Consider the following 16,216-nt stretch of genomic DNA (forward strand, 5'->3'; position numbering starts at 1 on the left):
CTAGCGTGCGTGCCGTATGATCGAGGATAACCATGGTCAACTTCTCTTCAGTTGGTTGTGGCCAGCGGATCGTTTGGGTTGCCGCCCAGGCGATCCGCGCTACTTCACTCATGTCGGGCGTGCCGTAATCATCGAGTCGGGATGGGCACGCCCGACGGAAGCACCTTTGCATAAGTGGGGTGCGGTGTTCTGTCAGGGGACGCGGATTGGTGGGGGCGGGAAAGCTGATTGCGCTTGCGGCAGCAGAGCCGACATGCGGCGCGTTCGCTCGTTATTTATGTTGAGTGCTTTGCACTGCGTATTGATACTGGGTCCCGGCTTTCGCCGGGACGACGGTGAGGGGAGATGGGAGACCTCGGATCTCGGGGGCTGGTCGCTTTTTTTCGGTGTGTTTTTCTTACTGCCTGATTTCGGCTTCGACCAGCTTTGCCAGCAACACCAGTGATTCTTGCCAACCGAGGTAGCAAGCTTCGGCGGGAATCACTTCGGGAATGCCTTCCTGCACCACGTTCAGTTCCGTGCCGCAGAATACGGCTCGCAGTGTCACTGTCGTCTGCATGGTTCCCGGCAGGTTCGGGTTGTCGAACACACCGTTGTAGCGAAGGCGCTCGTTCGGCACCAGCTCCAGGTACTCGCCGCCGAACGATTGGCTATCGTCCGTGGTGAAGTTGGTGAACGACATTTTGTAATGCCCACCCACCTTGGCATCCATCTCGTGGACTTTGCCGGTGAAGCCGTTGGGCGGCAGCCATTTGGCCATGGCTTCGGCATTGAGGAAGGCGCGGTAGACGCGCTCGGGCGTGGCACGGAGTACGCGGTGGAGGCGAACCGTTTGGGTGGTCATGTGTCAATTCCTTATGCAGAGGACGGCCCTCTGATGGTACGACGAACGCCGTACGGTGGAATCGACATATCGCTTTGCTGCTGTCATCAGGCTGTGCAGGCAGTACGCCGATAGGGGCACACTGCCTGAAGCCTTCTCATTTTCCTCACATCCAGCGGACTCGTTCTCGACGTCGAGTCCGCCTTCTCGACCATCCTGCTGGACCTCGGTCCAGCAGGATGGGTTGAACTTCAAGCATTACCAGCCGATGCCGAATGCCATGTGTTCCGGCTGTTGCGTGGCGATGGTGGTGCTTTGGTTGTTGTTGTCGTCATACGAGAAGCCGTACGCCAATCCACCTACCGAGTGCTGGTGCCAGAACCACGAGTAGAAGTTGGCTGGCGAGGATTGGTAGTAGGTCGACGCCGTTGCCCAGCTCGTGGACGTGAGCAGTACGCCACGGTTGGTTGCCGCGCAGATCTGGTTTTCCAGCTGCAACTGGATGGCGTTTTCGTCTTGTTGCTGCGGCGAGCTTCCCGGCACGCCGGTGGCCATCGTGCCTGCGCATTGCAGGATGTCCTGCGTGGACGGTTGCTGGACGACGAAGGTTTCGCCCACGTTGGCCGCGGCGGGATTGACCTCGGCGAAGGTGATGGCCGATCCGGAGGCGGTGCCGTTGAATTGGCGGCCGTTGACGGTGATCGTCACGGGTGTGGTGCTGTACTGCGCCCACGCGCCGGCGATGTAGCTGTCGAAGTAGTTGCCGTTGGTTTGTCCGCTGCCGAAGGTGGTCTGCGCGGGCGCGATGATGCGCAGGTTGTTGGGCGCAGGCGTGTGGAACGCTGCCGGCGTCTGGTTGACGTATTCCTGGTCGATGTTCGCGATCGACTCGTTGATACCCACCTGCATGTGGAAGGTTTCGTTGGAACCCCACACATCCAGCAGCAGCGGCAGGCCGAACTGATTGACCTGGGTGGTGTTGATGAAGATGCCGCCGTTGGTGCCGTAGGTGAACTCGTACCAATCGTAGTGAACGTTGATATTCGGATCGGTGTTGTTGAGCGGATTGGGTCCGGCGTATCCGTTATTGCCACCGTTCGCACCGGCCACGATCGACATGTACAGCGGGCCGCCTTCCGAAATGTAGATGCGTCCGGAAGTCAGCGGCGGCAGCTTGAGCTGATGGCTCTGGGCCAGCGTGAAGGCGTAGTTGGGATACGTCTTTCCGTTCGGCCCGACCAGTGCGTTGGACGCGGTGTTGTCCGCGACATTGGCCGGCGTGATCGTGCCGTCGTAGTTCACCCACGAGAGCACGCCGGTGGCCGGATCGTTGCCGAGAATCTCGACATAGATCTGGTTATCCGGCCATGCGCCGCCGGTGTTGTTGTTGAGGTCGGTGACGATGTAGCCGGGAACGACCGAGTACGTGGGCGAAAGGTTGACGCTCAGCGTTGCCGCCGACGATGTCGCGGAACCGGCGGAGTTGGTGACGGTGACCGTGAAGCTGGCGGTGTTGTCTGCCGCCGTGGTTCCCGGCGTGGTGTAGCTCGCGCCGGTTGCACCGCTGATGGCCGCGCCGTTCTTGTTCCACTGATAAGTGAGCGAACCGCCGCTGGCAACCACGGAGAACGTGGCCGCCTGTCCAACGGTGACCGATTGATTGGTTGGCGCCGTGGTGATGGCGGGTGCCGTCGTCGGTCCCGAACCCGTTGCCGATGTCGTCGAGATGGCGGTGTTGGAAGCGGGCGACGCGCCCGCCGCGTTCACGGCTTCGACAACGTAGGAGTACGTGGTCGATGCCGTGAGGCCGGTATCGCTGTACGTGGTGCCGGCCAGGCCATTCGCGACGGAGGCGCCGTTGCGTATCACGGTGTATGTCACACCGGATGTCGTCGACGCGGTCCAACTCAAGTCGATTTCGCTGGAAGACGCCGCCGTGGCCGTCAGGTTGGTCGGCGCAACCGGAATCGCCAAGGTGCTGGCGCTCGCTTGCGTCGTCGGTGCCGACGTGCCGGCGGTATTGGAAGCCTCGACCACGTAGTAGTACGTGGTGTTCACCGTCAGGCCGGTATCCGAGTAGCTGTTGGTGTTCGCCGTGGCAATTTGGTTGGCACTGGAAGGCGTGAAGCCAGCCGTCGTGCTGCGGAACACGTCGTAGACGACGCCGGGCGCCGACGAAGCCGTCCAGCTCAAGTTGATCTGGCTGGCGGAAACGGCCGTCGCGGTCAGGGTGCTGGCGGAGGCCGGCGGCGGTGCGATCACTTCGATGCCGTTGATCTCGGCATTGTCGGTGATCGTGGTGAACTGCAGCACGATCTGTCCCTGCGCATTGGCGGTCGCCGTGAAGGGTTCGACGATGGCAATGTCCTGCCCGCCCGCGGTCGCGACGATGTCGAAGTTGCCCAACACCTGCGTGCCGTTGATGGCGACGTTGAACACGCGCTGGCCTGCCTTGGTCCAGTAGAACTCGTCGAAGTGCAGGCGCACCGTGTAGCTGGCACCGGCGGTGAGACCGGGAAGCGTATAGGTGAAGTTGTTGCCGGAACGCTGGTGCTGGTAGACCGACTGCGGCGCGGGATTCGTCACACCGGAGGTGTTGATCGTCGAGCCCGTGCCGGATTCGCCGCCGCCATTGAAGTATTCGTCGGCGGCGTAATCACCCGAAGCAGTACCGCCGGCGCTGATCGCCAACGCATCCGTGCCGCAACCCGATACGCAGTCGACATCGAACGTGGTGGCGGTGGCGGTGTTGGACGCCATCGACGTACCCGCCGTATCCAAGGCTTCGACCGTGTAGGAGTACGTGGTGGAGTTGGTCAGGCCGGTGTCGCTGTAGGTGGTTCCGGTCTGGCTGTTGCTTACCGCTGTGCCGTTGCGGAAGACCGTGTACGTCACGCCCGAAGTGGCCGAGGCCGTCCAGCTCAGGTTGATCTGGCTGGAGGAAGCCACGGTGGCCGTCAGGTTCGACGGTGCATTGGGCGGCGTGTTCGTTGCCGTCGCGTTTTCGATTTCGATGCCGTTGACCGCGGCATTGTCCTTGACGGAGACGAACTGGATCACGACCTGACCCTGCGCATTCGCCGTTGCCGCGAACTGCTCGGCCACTGCAATGTCCTGGCCGCCGGCGGCTGCGAGGATGTCGAAGTTGGTCAACACCTGCGTGCCGTTGATGCTGACGTTGAATACGCGCTGGCCTGGCTGAGTCCAGTAGAACTCGTCGAAGTGCAGGCGCACGACGTAGCTGGTTCCTGGCGTCAGGCCGGGAAGCGTGTAGCTGAAGTTGCCGAAGCGTTGATTCTGGTACACCGACTGCGGCGCAGGATTGGTGACGCCGTTGATGTTGATCGCCGCATTGGTGCCCGAGGGCGTACCGCCGTTGAAGTCTTCGTCGGCGGCGAAGTAGCCCGCACCGGGACCGCCCGCGCTGATCGCGATCGCATCCGGGCTGGTGCAGTTCGTCGTGCACGTCGAGACGGGCGTGGTCACCGTGGCGGTGTTGGAAGCGGCCGAAGCGCCGACCGCGTCGCTGGCTTCGACGATGTAGTAGTACGTTGCGGCGGCCGCCACGCTTGTATCCGTGTACGTCGTTCCAGATGTGGTGGCTATCTGGTTGGCGTTGGACGGCGTGAAGCCGGCGGCGGCGCTGCGATAAACGGTGTAGCTGACATTGCAGCTGCTGCCCGCCGTGCTTGCGCCCCACGCCAGGTTCACCTGGTTGGATGCGTTGAGTGCCGCAGCCAGTCCGCCCGGTGCGCTCGGCACGGCGGTGCAGGTGTTCTGTTGCACGCTGAGCGTGGCGGTGCTGCTGGTGGTCGCGCCAAACACATCGCCGATCGCCACGCTGAACACCGAGCCATTGTCGGCTGCGGCGGTTGCCGGCGTCGTGTAGGTGGGCAAGGTTGCGCCGACGATGGGCGTGCCGTTCTTGGACCACTGATAGGTCAAGCTGCCAAGACCGGTGGCCGCGACGCTGAAGGTGGCCTGTTGTCCGACGTTGACCGCCTGGTTCGCCGGTTGCGACGTGATGACGGGCGCGGCACCGGCATCGGTGCCGGAGGTACACAGCGTGGCGCCAGGATAGTTGTTGGTCACCTGATAGGCGGACGTGCCGTCGAAGTTCACCACGGCGGACTTGGTGGAATCGTCCGGGTCCACCGTCGAGGTCCACGTGCTCCACGTGCCCGAGATGGCGCAGGTGGTGTTATTGGAACCGCTGATGGTGTGCGCTTCCGATTGCGTGGGCAGACGCATATTGATGCCCGCGCAATACGCCTGCGCGTTCACGCCGGTGAACTGCGAACCGGGCGTGGTGTACGTCATCACGGTGCGGGTCCAGTTCAAGCCGGTCAGGTTGTCCGTCACCAGATTGGGATTCGCGGCGTTGACGGTATAGCGCTCGGTCGAGCCGCCGCATTGCGGCACGTTGTAGACCTGGAACTCGTAGACCGAGTAGCCGTACTGCGTGGCGCGCTGCGTGCCGTTCAAGCGGACATAACGCGCGCTGACCGTCGGGAAGGTGAGCGTTTCCGTGCCGCCGGCGCCGGCGCTGTTGGAGGTCGCCGTTTTCCAGGAGGTCGGATCGTTGGGATCGCCGTTGCTATAGAGGATCTGGTACTGGGCCGCATAGGCGTTTTCCCAGTTGATGACCACGGTGTTGAACGGCTGCACCGAGCCCAGATCGATTTGCAGCCACGACGGATCGACGCCCGGAACAGCCGGTGTCGGCGGTGCATTGGCGGTCGCGGAACCCCAGCGCGTGGAAAGATTGCCGTCGACGGCATTCTCCGCGCCGAGGCAGTTGGTGCCCGAGTACGGCGGATTTGTCGTTCCGTCGTTGCACGCGTTCTGCGAGCTGCTGGCAGTCGCCACGGCATCCAGCGCCAGATTGACGCCCGGCGGCGCGAGCGTAAGTTGCGCGGCGTTGCTGGTGGCAGGCGCACTGGCGGCGTTGTTCACCGTCACGCTGTACGCGCCGACGTTCGCGGCGCTCACCGCGGGAATCGTATAGCTGAGCGTGCTCGACGGTTGCGACCCGCTGGTGAGAATGATGGGCGAGCCGCCCGCGGGCGTGAACTGCCATTGATACGTGTACGGACCGGAACCGGCAACGACAGCGGTGAATTGCACCGGCTCGTTCACCGGAACAATCGCGTTGGTCGGTTGCGTGGTGAAGGATACGGGCGTTGCAGCGCCCACCGTCACGGTGGCGTTATTGGATTGAACCGTGCCGAGATCGTTCGTGACCGCGACATAGAAACTCTCGGTACCGGCCGCGCTAAACACAGGCGTGGTGTACGACGCTTGCGTTGCGCCGGCAATGGCGCCGGAGCCGACCTGATACCACTGATAGGTAAGTTGCGGCGAACCTGTCGCCGCTACCGTCAGCGTTGCCGATTCGCCCACCACTACCGCCTGGGAAGCAGGCTGCGTGGTGATCACCACATTGGCGGGCGCATCGACGCTGAGCGTGACGGGCGTCGACGTCACCGAACCGACACTGTTGGCGATCGTCACCGTGTAGGTGTCGCCGTTGTTGGCCGAGGTGGTGGCAGGCGTGGTGTACGTGGCGCTGGTTGCACCGGCGATCGGGCCGTTCACGTCGGACCACTGATAGCTGAGCGTGCCGGAACCCGAGGCCACGACACTGAAGGTGGCCGTATAACCGGACGTGGTGGCCACATTCACCGGAGGCACGATGATGACCGGCGCTTCCGATTGCGTCTGCACCGGCGGTGCCACCGAACTCAACGTCACGCTGCCGCTTTGCAGACCGGGTGCCGTTGCCGTCACCGTGACGCTGCCGGGCGTGAACGTGCTGCGCAAGGCGATCTTCTGCAATCCGCCTTCGAAATTCAGTTCCGGATCGCCGGGCGAATGGAAGAAGGCATAAGGCAAGCCGCCAATCACATTGGCGTTGGCTTGGGAGAATGCGTCCTGGTAGTAGCTGGTCCACGACGGATCGGCCACCAGCTGCTGCGTGCCGCCCATGTAGGTGGCCGGTCCGCTGACGGAGAACGTGACGTTGTCCTTGGCCGTCGGCACGAGGTTGCCATCGGCATCTTCCACTTGCGCAACCACGAAGGCGGCATCGGAACCGTTGGCGGTCCATTGGAAGCTCGTGCCGTCCGGCTTGATCACGTCAGGCACGACGCTGAGCACGATCTTGGCTTCCGCGCCTGCTGTCGTGCGCGTATCGCTTACACCCGCAACCGGATTGCCATTCGCATCCAGGCATTCGGCGGTGACCGTGCCGGGGGCCCAGTTCACCATCCAGTGCACCTGCCCCGGCATGACCGTGGTGTTCTGCGCCAGGTTCGAACTGGAATTGATGTTCCACGGATTGGGCGTCTGATCCTGAAGCACGGTGCCCGTGACCGGATCGTTGGGAACGCCGTTGATAAGCAGACGCACACCCGGGCAATTGCTGAATGCGTTCTCCTGGATCGGCGTGCCCGCGGTGTATTCGTAAGCGCGGTTCCAGTGATGCGCCAGGTGCACGACCGGCTGCACCGAATACGGAATCCAGTTGGCCTGATAGATGTAGTAGAGCAAGCGCGGGAAACGATTCGCGTCGGTCGAGGAGTAACCCAGCGAGCGCACGAAGTTGAGCATGGCGGGCTGGTTTTGATATTCCGCCCACAGGCTGATTTCGCCCGGCGATTCGGCGAAATACCACTGCGCCATGCCGAAGGCATTGGCCGCCCTGCCCTTGCGCCAGTCGTCGAGATACGGCGCGGCAAACGCGAGCTCATAGTCGTAAGCCAGGCCGCGGCCCGTGCCCATGTTGTCCCAATACTCGGCGCCGAAGGCCGGGTTGTTCGGGTTCTGCTGCTTGTTGCCGGCCTCGCAGCCGGCGCCGTCGCACTCGTCGATCAAACCGTAGGAGGAGCTGTACGTGCGGTCAGCGCTTCCGCGCGGATTGATGTTGTCCCACGTCGTCTCGATGGTGCCGAGTTCGCTCGCGAGCGTGGCATTCATGCCGCCGTTGTCGCGCTCCCAATCGAGAATCGACGGATGGCTGCGGTCGCGGATGATCATGTCGCGATGCAGTTCCTGCTTCAGTTGCAAGTCGTCGGCGGACGGATTGGAGCTGGCGTTCCAGTAACCTTCGCCGTCGCCGCTGGGCTGGTCGATCATGATGCCGTAGGCATCGGCGGCGGCGACCAGCTCTTCACTGCTTGTCGAATGGCCGGGACGCCAGACGTTGCCGCCTTGCGCCGCGATCTGCGCCATGTCGCGCCACACTTGCTCGTCGGGCACCGACGAGCCAAGCGCGGGATAGTCGTAGCGGCCCGAACCGCCCCACAGATAGACGGCGTGACCGTTGAAGTACGGAAAGTTCGCATCCCACGTAATGGTGCGGATGCCCAGCGTGTCTTGCGTGGAATCGACCACGACGCCGTTCACGCTGACGATGTGGTAGACCTTGTAGAGGTAAGGCGAACCGCACGACACCGCCGGTGTTCCGCAGCTCGCATTGTTCGGGTACCACAACGTCGGATTGTTGATCGTGATCAGCTGATCGAACATCGGCGTGGCGCCGGACGGAAAGCTGCTGGCCGTCATCGCGGGCACGGACTGCGTGACCGGCGGCGCCGTGGCCACGACATTGCCCTTGGCGTCCACGATCTGCGTCGTCAGCGTGACCTGCTGCGCCGTCGATGTTTCGTTCACGACATTGGTTTGCACATCGACGACCGCCGAAGCGGCCGTTGCCGTGCCTTGCGCGGCCGGGACTTCGGAGACCGTTCCGACGTAGGTACCCCAGGTCTTCTGATTCGAATAGACGTTCGGCGGAATATGGATCGGGTTGGTGACGTACAGCTTCACGTTGCGGAACAATCCCGCCATGGCCTGGCCGAAACGGAAAGCGCCCGAAAAGTTGGGCTGCTCATACCACGGCGCACCGCGCGAGACGTCGATGGCAATGACGTTGTCCGTGCTGCCATCCGCCACGATATACGGCGTCAGGTCGACGACCACCGGGATGAAGCCCACCACGTGCGTGGCCTGCGAGTCGGCGGCGACGGCGCTGACACCCTGCAACAACTTGCCGTTGATAAAGACCTGGACGCCGGTGTGCGAGCCTTCCAGCTTCAGCAGGAACTTCTGGCCTGCGTACTTCGGGTCCACCTTGAAGTGCAGGCGGTACCAGTTGTAGTTGCCCGTCAAGGAACCCTGCCCGCCACCGGACGCCTGGTTGATGAAGGTGCGCGAGATGTTCGCGTCGTAGGGCAGGCCCACTTGCGTCCAGTTCGCGGTGGTGTCGGAGCTCTCGTTGAAGCTTGTCGTCGAGTAGGCGGTCGAGTTGTTGGTGTTCTCGAACCACCAGTTGCTCTGCGGCGCATTCGACGTCGAGCTGGCGCTCCCGATGTACTGCGGAATGCCCGCGGCAAGATTGATCGTCTGGCGCTGCGAGGTGGGCAACGTCGACTCCACCTCCTGGCCATGCGCGTAGCGGCCGCTCACCGATGCCAGCAGCATAAGCAGCATCATGCAGAACGCACGCGCGCTGTCCGCTTTCGTCACGCTGTCGAATAGCGTTCTTCGGTGTTGAGGAGCCGGACTGCACTTCGAAGCTACGAAATCCCACGCACCAAACGTATGCAGTCTCACTGTTGCCCCCTGTTACTATCCAGCCGCACACAAAGCTATGTATGCAGCGCGTAGTTTCCGTCAGATAGCCGTAAGCCCGGCTACGACAGACTCATGTTCCACGGATCAGTCCTGAGCGACCCTGATCGAACGGGCGGAATGATCCGCACTGCTCATGAGCACCGCAATGAACAAAAGAAGATTTTTACGCGGGTTTTGTGTAAATGTTTGTAGTATTGCGATGCACTGCTCATTTAGACGTCTAAATTTAGGCATACGCATTGCAATAAAAAGGACACAAATGCGCTGGTCGCGGTGGTTTGTTTATTCGACCGACAATTTTCCGGCGAGAAAGTCAGTCGTCTTATAGTTGCGGATTGAAGCTTTCGCGAGGCGCACCTTTGATGCTCGCTGATGCTCGTCATTCCGGCGAAGGCCGGAATCCAGTGTCCACACGCTCAATTCAAGCCGCGCACTTACAAACGGTGTCGACACTGGATTCCGGCCTTCGCCGGAATGACGAGGAAAGGGCCGCGCTAGACGGCGTGCTCTTTTACGTTCGGGATCGCACCGCTCGCGCGCAACTCATCGATATCGCCCGCACTGAATCCAAGCTGCGAAAGAATCTGCTCGTTGTGCTCTCCGATCTTCGGAGCGCGCTTGGCGGACACCTTGGTGACGCCATGCACCTGCAGCGGGCTGCTGATCGTGGACGTCAGCTTGCCGCCGGCACCTTCGAGCGGAACGATGATGTCATTGGCGTGCAGCTGCGGATCGTGGATCACTTCCTGCGGAGAACGCACGGCGCCAAAGGTCACATGGACGCCACTGAATACCTTGTACCAGTACTCCATCGGTTGCGACTCGAAAACGCCGTCCAGGATGGCCGTGAGCTGCGGCATATTCGCCATCAACTTCGTTGGATCGGCGAATCTCGGGTCGGTCAGCAGATCAGGCCGGCCGATCGCTTTTGCCACGGCCTCCAACTTGTCGGACGTCACGACCAGGACGAACCACGTGTCATCCGCCGAGCGATAGACGTTCATGGCCGCGTTCGCAGGATTCCTGCGATCGTGCAGCCCGAAGAATTTGGCGTCGCATAGCGCCGCCTGGATCGACACGCTTGCGGACCAGATGCCTTCCGCAAGCAGCGATGTGGTGACGTGCGCGCCCTCCCCCGTTCGCTCTCGACGATACAAGGCAGTGACAATCGCCGAATAGAGACCCATGGCGGTCGCGTTGTCGCCACTGCCCGCCACCGGCCACGTTGGCGGCGCACCGGCGTCGCGCGTCATCGACAGCAATCCGCTGCGTGCCCAGTACGACGTGATATCGAAACCGGGAAGGTCCGCGTCGGGACCCTTTTCGCCGAATCCCGTGATGTCCGCGTAAATCAGGCGCGGATTCCATGGCAGCACATCCTGGTATTCGAGCTTGAGCCGCGCGCGTGCCGGGTGCGGCGTATTGACGATAAGAACGTCGGCCCATTTGATGAGCTTCTCGAGCACCTTCCGGGCCGCCGGCGATTTCAAGTCGAGCGCCATGCCACGCTTGTTGCGATTGGCCAGATGCCAGGGGTAAGCATCCTCGGCGACCGGCTGCGGCGGAAAGTTGTGCGCGTGTCGCCACAACTCGCCGCTCGGCGGCTCCACCTTGATCACGTCGGCGCCGAAATCGGACAGGATCACCGCGGCGCTGGGGCCGGCGATGAAACTCGCCAGATCCACCACTTTCAGTCCAGCAAAAATAGGATCGTTAGCCATGTCTATCCCTTCTGAATCGCTAAGCGCGGCGCGGTTGTCTTACCGGCCGCGAAACTGAGGCACACGTTTCTCGAGGAAGGCGGCGGTGCCTTCCTGCTTGTCTTCCGTAGCAGCACAAATGCCGAAGTAAGCGGCTTCCAAGGCAAGGCCTTCGCGCTGGCTGGTCTCCAGGCCCTTGTTCACGGCATCCAGCGAGAACTTCACGGCGATCGGTGCGTTGGCCGCTATCTGCTTCAAAAGGCTTTCGGCGCGCCCGATCAGGTCGGCTGCAGGAACGACTTCGTTGACGAGGCCGATGCGATAGGCCTCCTGCGCTGAAATCGTTTCGCCAGTAAGAATCAGCTGCAGTGCGCGCCCCTTCCCTACCAGGCGCGGCAAGCGTTGCGTGCCGCCACCGCCGGGCAGCAGGCCCAGCTTCACTTCGGGTTGTCCGAACTTGGCGTGTTCCACGGCGATCCGCATCGTGCAGGCCATCGCGGTTTCGCAACCGCCACCCAGCGCAAAGCCGTTGACCGCCGCGATCACCGGCTTGCCGAGGTTTTCGATGAGGTTCAGTACGTCCTGCCCAAACCGGCTGGATTGCTCGGCGTCGTAAGCGCCGACGTGCGCAAGCTCGCCGATGTCGGCGCCGGCGATGAACGCCTTGTCGCCCGCGCCGGTGAGGATCACACCTCGCACCGAGGCGTCGGCCTGCGCGTGCTCGAATGCTGTCTGCAGATCGGTCCAGGTCGCCGTATTCAGCGCATTGAGCACCTTGGGCCGATTCACCGTCACGTAGGCGATCGAATCCTTTTTCTCATACAGAACGTTCTCGAGCTTCAGCTCCGTCGCTGAAGAAGGTTCGAGTGTCGAGGCAGTCAGGGGCGAGGTCATTGCAAGGATCCTCCAACGATGGCGTTGGACTTAGTGAAGTCGGGCTGGCGCTTTTCGAGGAAGGCCGCGAGGGCTTCCCTGGCATCGCCCGACTGCAAACGCGACGCGTACTCCTGGAACTCGATTTCCGCAGCGGCCGCCATGTGGGCGTTCAAGGTGCGCCTCATCATCCGCTTGCTCGCGCGCACGGCCCCGGCCGGCAGTCGTGTCAGTTTGTGTGCCGTGTCCAGCGCTGTCGCCATGAGGTCCGCCTCGGCCACGACGCGCGTGACGAACCCCAGCTCCGCGGCGCGGTGTGCATCGAACGGCTGCGCCAGCAGCACCAATTCCGCGGCGGCGAGGTAGCCGATCTGCGCGGGAAGCCAATAGCTCGTACCCAGCTCCGGCACCAGGGCGAGGTTCACGAACGGCATCTGGAATCTCGTGTGCTCCGCGGCGTACACGAAGTCGAAGTGCGTGAGCATGGTCGTGCCACCGCCGATCGCGACGCCATGCACCGCGGCGATAAGCGGCTTGTCGAACGCGATCAGCGCAGCGAAGAATCGCGCCTGCGGGCTGTCGTCGCCCTTCGGGGGGTTGTGGAGGAAATCCCCGAGGTCGTTGCCCGCGCAGAATGCATCGCCGATGCCGTGCAGGAGCACAACCCGCGTTTCGTCGTCCTTGGCAGCGGCATCGAGCAGCTCGGCTATGGCCGAGTACATGCCGGACGTCATCGCGTTCTTCTTTTCCGGCCGGTTGAACTGGATGCGAAGCATGTTCCCCAAGCGCTCGGTTACGATCTCGGGCATTTCCATCTCCTTAGAATCTCTGGCTGCTTGTCGTGGCGCGCATCAGACAAAGGCGCCGTAGCCGGTGATGGCTTTGCCGACGATCAGGTTTTGCATCTGATACGTGCCTTCGTAGGAATAGAGTGCTTCGGCGTCGGCAAAGAAACGGCCGACGTCGTAGTCGGCGAGAATGCCGTTGCCGCCCAGCAGCTCTCGCCCCCACGCGACGGTCTCGCGCGATTTGGCCGTGCAAAATGCCTTTGCGAGTGCGGCCTGGTGATCGCTGAGCTTGCCCTCGTCATCGAGTTGCGCGAGCCGCAGCATCAAGCACTGGCACGCCGTCACGTTGGCGAGCATTTTTGCAAGCATGTCCTGCACCATCTGGAACGAAGCGATCGGCTTGCCGAACTGCACTCGTTCCTGGGTGTATTTGAGCGTTGCCTCGAACGCACCCATCTGGATGCCGGTGGAAGCCCAACCCACCATGTACCGCGTCATCCGCAGCACGCGTGCCGTATCGCGGAACGAGTTGCCGCCCTGCAGGCGGTTCGCCTCGGGCACGCGCACGTCGGTCAAGGTGATCTGTCCGTTCTGGACCACCTTCAGCGCGATCTTGTGCTCCATCTTTTCCACGCTGAAGCCCGGCGTGGTCTTGTTCTCGACGATGAAGCCCTTGACCTGATTGTCGGCCACATCCCGCGCCCAGATGATCGAAATGTCGCACCATGGCGAGTTGCCGATCCATCGCTTCTGGCCATTGAGAATCCAACTGTCGCCGTCGCGCTTAGCGGTCGTGGTCATGCCGCCGGCAGTACCCGAACCGACCAGCGGTTCGGTCAGCCCGAAACAACCGATTTTTTCCCACCGTGCCATGGCCGGCAGCCACTTTTGTTTCTGCTCTTCCGATCCATCGAGATAAATCGAGCCCATCGCCAGGCCGCTGTGCACGCCGAAGAACGTACACATCGATGCGTCGGTGCGCGCGATTTCCATCGCGACGTAGCCGAACAACTTCTGGCTTCCGCCCGCGCAGCCATAACCTTCATAGCCAAGGCCGCCGATGCCCAGCTCCTTGAACGAAGGCAGCAGTTCGAACGGAAACGCGTCATCCGACCAATACTTGTTGATGATCGGCCGGACCTTGGTCTCCATGTACGTCCGAACTTTTTTGACGACCGCCCTCTCCTCGGGAGTGAGAAGCTCGACAAGTTGATAGAAATCGCCGTTCGGTACGGGAATCGGGTTCGGTTCGGCGGTTTTGCTTGTTGCAGTTGCGGTGGACATGAGGCACTCCCATTCCTTCGGCTTGAAAGCCCGAAACAAAGTAAAGACGATTGATCACTACGGACGGCGATGTCTGGACCGGCGCCGCCTATCTGGCCTGGCTCGACTTGCCGGCTTTGCTGCGCAGCTCAAGCAGTCCAAGCAGAACTTCATCGCGCTCCGCCGCGAGCTCGTCGATCGAGCGCGAACCGACCTCGGCGTGCACGCCATCGATCAGTTTCTTCTGGACGTCGGGGGTCAGTTGCGGGTTCCCCAGCACCTTCCACCAGGCGGTCATGGGGCCGGTGAATTGCTGAAAGAAGTGTTCGATGCCGCCTTGGCCGCCACCGAGATGATTGAGCATCAGCTGACCCATGATGCCCCAGCGTAGACCGGGCCCCCAGCACAACGCAGTGTCGACATCGGCGGCGCTGACGACATCGTCGGCGACGAGATGGTAGACCTCCCGAGCCAATGCAGCTTGCAAACGATTCGCCACATGCCCGGGCACTTCCTTCTTCACGCGGACAGTCCGCTTGCCAAGGCTCGTGTAAAACGCGTCGACACGCTCGATCGTATCCTTCGATGTCTTTGTCCCGCCGACAATCTCGACCAAGGGAACCAGATGCGGCGGATTGAAGGGATGGCCGATGACGCAGCGTTCGGGATGCCGTTCGCACGCCGATTGGATCTCGCTCATCGTCAGGCCCGACGAGCTCGAAGCGATGATGACGCCGGGCTGCAGCAGCTCGTCCAGTTGCCGATAGAGCGTCCGCTTGAACTCGATCTTCTCGGGTCCGTTTTCCTGCACCAGATCGGCGTCCTTGACGGCGTCGGCAAGGCTCGCCGTGAACGACAGCCTGTTCTGGGAAGCACCGGCTGCGAGGCCAAGCCGTTGCAGTGCGGGCCATGCCGCCGCAACAAAGCGCCTCAGCGCTTCTTCCGCACCCGGTGCAACGTCCGTTGCCACGACGTCGAGGCCTTTGGCCAGGAACAGTGCCGCCCAGCTCGCGCCGATGACACCCGTACCGATGATCGCAACCCGCCGAATGGGCTTGTTATCCGACATGTCACTTCTCCTGGGGGATTTCGGCGTATGCGATGCCGGTAAGGTTGCCTTGCGCGTAGAGGAAATTTTTCTCGCCGGATCCGTCGAGTCGCGCGGAATAGATCGATCCCGCGAGATCGGTCACGAACATGCGGTCGCCGGCTACATCCAGGGCGATGCCGATGCCTTCCATCAGATGGGTTATCACGATTTCCGGCTCGGCCGGCCTGTCGTCGACGGACGCGCGATTGACCGTGTTGCCGCGTGGCGGGTCGCCGCGGTCGGTCCAGTATAAAACGCGATTTTCGACATCGAGTTCGAGATCGATCGGCTCTGGCAGGCCGTCGAAGAAAACCTCGATGTCGGATCTTGCCGCCGCGGTTTGACCAGCAGGGATTTCGATATTGGCGCGGTAGATGCAGCCGAGCCCGCCATTATCCGGCCCCTTTTGCGTCCAGTAGATCTGTCCGCGTTGCGCATCGATCGTCAGTCCGACGCACCACCGTTTCAGGTCCTTGCGATCGGACTCGCCATGGCCGGTCTGTATGAGCGCCTCGAGCTGCGAGCCGTCGAGATTGCAGCGCATGACGCGCATGCCCTCGCGATCGCACCAATAGAGTTTGCCGTTGCTCTTGTCGAGAATGATCTGTTTCGGCGTGTGGGTCTGTCCCTGCGCGACGATCGTCTGGCGATTCTTGCCGTCGATGTCGGCACGCTCGATCGATCCGTCATTGAGATTGGGGACGCCCATGTTGGTCCAATAGATATGACCGGCGTCCACATCCACGACGATGCCGTCCGGCAAATGGCAATCCGTCACGATGGTTTTGCGGTCGGAACCATCCGGATTCATCGTGTGGATGCATCCGGCATTGAGCTCAAGGACAAACAGGCGAGGGATGGTGGAGTTGGCGTCAACGCTTCGATTGTTTCTTTCGGCTACTTTGGACATGCGATACCTGCGGGGCGGTCTGACACGAGTTCGATGGGAACTGGAGCGTTACCATGCCGCGAATACCGATGTCCGTATAGGACGAAACTATCGCCTCAAGAATGATTGTGCTTACGCCCGATGTCATTGCAT

The 16,216-nt window shown here is 61.8% G+C and carries 8 protein-coding genes; all 8 read right to left on the minus strand.

Annotated elements, in window-relative coordinates; translation table 11 throughout:
• Positions 1 to 397: 397 nt before the first annotated feature.
• On the minus strand, positions 398 to 844 hold the full coding sequence (locus DWU99_RS10740) for an SRPBCC family protein (protein WP_115478013.1): 447 nt from the start codon (positions 842 to 844) through the stop codon (positions 398 to 400).
• 237 nt (positions 845 to 1,081) lie between these two features.
• Positions 1,082 to 9,319: a beta-1,3-glucanase family protein gene (locus DWU99_RS10745; RefSeq protein WP_147292911.1), complete on the minus strand. Its 8,238-nt coding sequence runs from the start codon at positions 9,317 to 9,319 to the stop codon at positions 1,082 to 1,084.
• Between the two features lie 635 nt (positions 9,320 to 9,954).
• Positions 9,955 to 11,181 carry a CaiB/BaiF CoA transferase family protein gene (locus DWU99_RS10750; RefSeq protein ID WP_115478015.1) on the minus strand — a complete coding sequence of 409 codons (1,227 nt, stop codon included), beginning with the start codon at positions 11,179 to 11,181 and terminating at the stop codon, positions 9,955 to 9,957.
• A gap of 39 nt (positions 11,182 to 11,220) precedes the next feature.
• A complete protein-coding gene (locus tag DWU99_RS10755; RefSeq protein ID WP_115478016.1) occupies positions 11,221 to 12,054 on the minus strand; it encodes an enoyl-CoA hydratase-related protein in 834 nt (277 codons plus the stop codon).
• Positions 12,051 to 12,842, minus strand: a complete 792-nt coding sequence (locus DWU99_RS10760) for an enoyl-CoA hydratase-related protein (protein ID WP_115478017.1) — start codon at positions 12,840 to 12,842, stop codon at positions 12,051 to 12,053. Before DWU99_RS10760 ends, DWU99_RS10755 begins: the two co-directional genes overlap by 4 nt.
• Before the next feature lie 42 nt (positions 12,843 to 12,884).
• Positions 12,885 to 14,105 (minus strand): acyl-CoA dehydrogenase family protein, encoded by a 1,221-nt coding sequence (locus DWU99_RS10765; RefSeq protein WP_115478018.1) that lies wholly within the window; start codon positions 14,103 to 14,105, stop codon positions 12,885 to 12,887.
• A gap of 88 nt (positions 14,106 to 14,193) precedes the next feature.
• Positions 14,194 to 15,153, minus strand: a complete 960-nt coding sequence (locus DWU99_RS10770; RefSeq protein WP_115478019.1) for a 3-hydroxyacyl-CoA dehydrogenase NAD-binding domain-containing protein — start codon at positions 15,151 to 15,153, stop codon at positions 14,194 to 14,196.
• Position 15,154: 1 nt separating this feature from the next.
• Positions 15,155 to 16,084 carry a 3-hydroxyacyl-CoA dehydrogenase gene (locus tag DWU99_RS10775; RefSeq protein WP_115478020.1) on the minus strand — a complete coding sequence of 310 codons (930 nt, stop codon included), beginning with the start codon at positions 16,082 to 16,084 and terminating at the stop codon, positions 15,155 to 15,157.
• Positions 16,085 to 16,216 lie beyond the last annotated feature (132 nt).

This window comes from Dyella psychrodurans (genome assembly GCF_003363265.1).
In the GTDB taxonomy this organism is placed as follows: Bacteria; Pseudomonadota; Gammaproteobacteria; order Xanthomonadales; family Rhodanobacteraceae; genus Dyella_B; species Dyella_B psychrodurans.